Annotated in this window: 4 protein-coding genes; 3 read left to right on the plus strand and 1 reads right to left on the minus strand. The window is 74.6% G+C overall.

The genetic code is table 11. The features are described from left to right. The first annotated feature begins 70 nt into the window (after positions 1-70). The 3 genes from ACOV8S_RS32535 to ACOV8S_RS32545 all read left to right on the plus strand — a co-directional run bounded on the left by ACOV8S_RS32535 (position 71) and on the right by ACOV8S_RS32545 (position 2534). Complete coding sequence (locus ACOV8S_RS32535) at positions 71-841, plus strand: AzlC family ABC transporter permease (RefSeq protein WP_448322210.1); 771 nt, start codon at positions 71-73, stop codon at positions 839-841. Then, positions 838-1137 (plus strand): AzlD domain-containing protein, encoded by a 300-nt coding sequence (locus tag ACOV8S_RS32540; RefSeq protein ID WP_448322212.1) that lies wholly within the window; start codon positions 838-840, stop codon positions 1135-1137. The genes ACOV8S_RS32535 and ACOV8S_RS32540 overlap by 4 nt, the downstream gene beginning before the upstream one ends. A gap of 131 nt (positions 1138-1268) precedes the next feature. Further along, on the plus strand, positions 1269-2534 hold the full coding sequence (locus tag ACOV8S_RS32545) for a poly(ethylene terephthalate) hydrolase family protein (protein ID WP_448322213.1): 1266 nt from the start codon (positions 1269-1271) through the stop codon (positions 2532-2534). Positions 2535-2607: 73 nt separating this feature from the next. On the opposite strand, the gene ACOV8S_RS32550 is transcribed toward ACOV8S_RS32545, so the two are convergent. Beyond that, positions 2608-3285: universal stress protein (locus ACOV8S_RS32550; protein WP_448322215.1), on the minus strand; the 678-nt coding region annotated here is incomplete at its 5' end.

Raw genomic sequence — 3285 nt, forward strand, 5'->3', positions numbered from 1 at the left:
TACTCGTCACCGGCCCATCCTATGCCGTTATCTAACGCTCTTTCACGCTGATGCCTGTTAGATTCGGTGGATGGACAGTTCCCGCGCGGCGGACGCCGCCGTCCCACCACGTGCGAGCTTCCTCGCCGGGCTCAGGACCGGGTCGGGACTCGCGGCCGCTTCCTTCCTCCTCGCCGTCAGTTTCGGGGCGGTCAGCGCCTCGCAGGGCTGGGGGCCGGTGGCTCCGGTGGTCTGCTCGATGGTCGTGTTCTCCGGCTCCGCGCAGTTCGCCCTGCTGGCGACCCTCGGCTCCGGCGGCGGCCTCGTCGGCGCCGTGACCTCCGCGGCCCTGATCAACAGCCGCTTCGTCCCGATGGGCATCGCCGTCGCCGGTGACCTGCGCGGCGGCCGGCTGCGCCGCGCGCTCGCCGGTCAGGCCGTGGTCGACGGATCGTGGGCCGCCGCCCACCTCGGCGGCGGGCGGTTCGACCGGCACCTGCTCTTCGGCGCCACGGCGGTCCAGTGGCCGGCCTGGGTCGCGGGCACCGCCCTCGGCGTCGTGGCGTCCCCCGACCCCGGCCTGCTGCACCGGCTCGGGCTGGACGTCCTCACACCGGCGCTCTTCGTCGCACTCCTGGTCGAGGAGGTCCGCAAGGACCGGGACAACCGGATGCCGGCCCTGCTCGGAGCCGTCCTCGCGGCCGTCCTGGTGCTCTTCCTGCCCGTCGGGCCCGCTCTGGTGGGCGCGGCACTCGCGGCGCTCGTCGCCCTCTGCCGGACGCCCGCGCCCCTGCCCGCCCGCGCCGAAGGGGCCAAGAGCTCCGTACCGCCCGTGCGCTCCGAGCCGGAGGCCACGCCATGAATCTCTGGCTCGCCATCGGCGCCGTCGCCGTCCTCAGCTTCACCTGCAAGGCGTTCGGCCCCGCCCTGTTCGGCGGACGCACCCTGACTCCGCGAGCACGGTCGGTGATCGCCCTCACGGCTCCCGCCCTGCTCGCCGGCTTCGTCGTCGTCGACGTGCTGGGCCACCGCTGGAGCGGCACGGACCTCACCCTGGTCGCCGGACTCGGGGTGGTTCCGCTGCTCGTGCTGCGTCGGGCCCCGCTCCCCGTGACCCTGGTGGCCGCGGTCGCCGTGACCGCGCTGCTGCGTCTGTGAGCCCGACCGGTGGTTTCACTGATGTGCGCGCGGAGGGACCCCGCTTCACTCGCCGTGGACGGACCTGGACCAACTCCGGCCACCGGAACCCCCGACGGGCCGGCGTGGTCGGCACAACGAAGGGGTCAGACATGTCAGTTCGCACCGGTCGAAGCCGGCGTCCTCGCCTGAGGGCCGTGATGGCCGCCTGCCTCACGGCCGTGGGCGTCGCCGGCGTCCTCTCCTCCCCCGCCTCCGCCGTGACCTCGCTCTACGGCGAGAACTTCTCCGCCGGGCTCGGCACCTTCACCTCCACCGGCTCCGTCAGCGCGAGCACGGGCGCCGCGCGTCTGGGCGGATCGCTGCTGACCGACCCGACCGTCACCTCCGCGGCCGTGAACCTGGCCGGGTACAGCGGCATCTCGGTGTCGTACACCCGGACGGCGACCGGGCTCGACCTCGGCGAGGCCTTCACGGTCGCCTACTCGGTGGACGGCGGCTCCTGGACGACGCTGGAGTCGGCGCGCACCGCCACCGGCGCGACCTCGTACCAGTTGCCGTCGTCGGTGGACGGCCGGAGCCTGCGGTTACGGTTCTCGCTGGACGCCAACAGCGCGCTGGAGTCGCTGACCGTCGACGACGTGCTCGTGCGGGCGGCCGGCGGCGGCAGCGGCGGGCCGACCGACCCGCCCGGCGGATCGCTGCCCCCGGTGAGCGACGTGACCGCCCCCGGGCCCTACGCGGTGACCATCGACACCACCGCGGGCCCGGGCGACGACGGATGGCTGGTGTACCCGACGAACGCCGGGCAGAACGGCGTGAGGCACCCGGTGCTCGTCTGGGGCCCCGGCGCGGGCTCCGACCCGGCCGCCTACGAGGACATGCTGCGCCAGTGGGCCTCGCACGGGTTCGTCGTGTACAGCGAGGTCTCCTCCAGCAGCGGCGACTACATGGTCGACGCGCTCGACTGGATCGAGGACCGGAACGCGAGCACCGGCGGTCCGCTGTACCAGGACATCGACACGACCGAGGTGGCCTTCGGCGGCCACTCCCGCGGCTCCATCGGCACCTTCGACGTGGCCGACGACCCGCGGCTGGAGACCACCGTGCACGTGGCGGGCGGCTCCTTCGACGGCAGCGGGCCGGACAACCTCCGCAACCCCGCGCTGTACATCGGCGGTGACGACGACTTCGCCACCTCCAACGTGGAGCGCGACTACACCAACACGGACGTGCCGGTGTGGCTCAACGTCCTCGACGGCACCGACCACATCGCCGCCACCCGCAACGGGCAGCACATCATCACCGCCTGGCTGCGCTGGCACCTGGCCGACGAGGAGTTCCGCCGCACCCAGGACTTCCTGAGCCCCGGGTGCACCTTCTGCGGGCTCGGCCAGACGCGGTACAAGAACTGGTGACCCTGAGATGGGGTGGCCTTGGGCCGGGGTGACCCTGGCCCGGGGTGACCCGACGACGGCGGCGGACCGCCGGTCAGGCGTCGGGGACCACCGCCACCGGGCAGTGGGAGTGCTGCAGGACCCGGTGCGCCACGCGCCCGAGGTGCGGGCCGAGGTGTTCCGGGTCGCGGCGGCCGATCACCAGCAGAGCGGCCTCCCGGGAGGCGTCGACCAGCACCTGGCCGGGCGGCCCTTCCACGGTTCGCCGCTGCGGACGCGCATCCGCCGGGGTCCCGGCGAGGGCGGCCGCCAACTCGGCGGCGGCCCACGCCTCGTGCGACCGCCGCGGATCGCCGGCGAGCGGTGGGCGGCCGGGGAGCGGTGGACGGCCTGCGGTGTCGGGCGAGGGGCGGCGCCATGCGCGTACGGCGGTCAGCGGGACGCCCCGCAGGGCGGCCTCCTGGCAGGCGAAGGGCACCGCGGCCGTCGGCGTGCCGTTCACGCCGACGACGACAGAGGTCCGGCCGGGACCAAGTTCCCGGTCGCCGCGGACCACGACGACCGGGCAGCGCGCGCGGGCGGCCACGGTCAGGCCGACCGAGCCGAGCAGGGCGTCGGCGAGCGCGCCTCGGCCGCGGGCGCCGACGACCACGGCGGTGGCCCGGCGGCCCTCGCGGAGCAGCACGTACTCGGGTTCCTCGGGCACCACCTCGATGGTGACGTCGAGGCCGGCCCGACGGCGCCGGGCTCGGGCGGCGGCGGCGGCCCGGAG

This window comes from Streptomyces sp. CO7 (assembly GCF_053474865.1).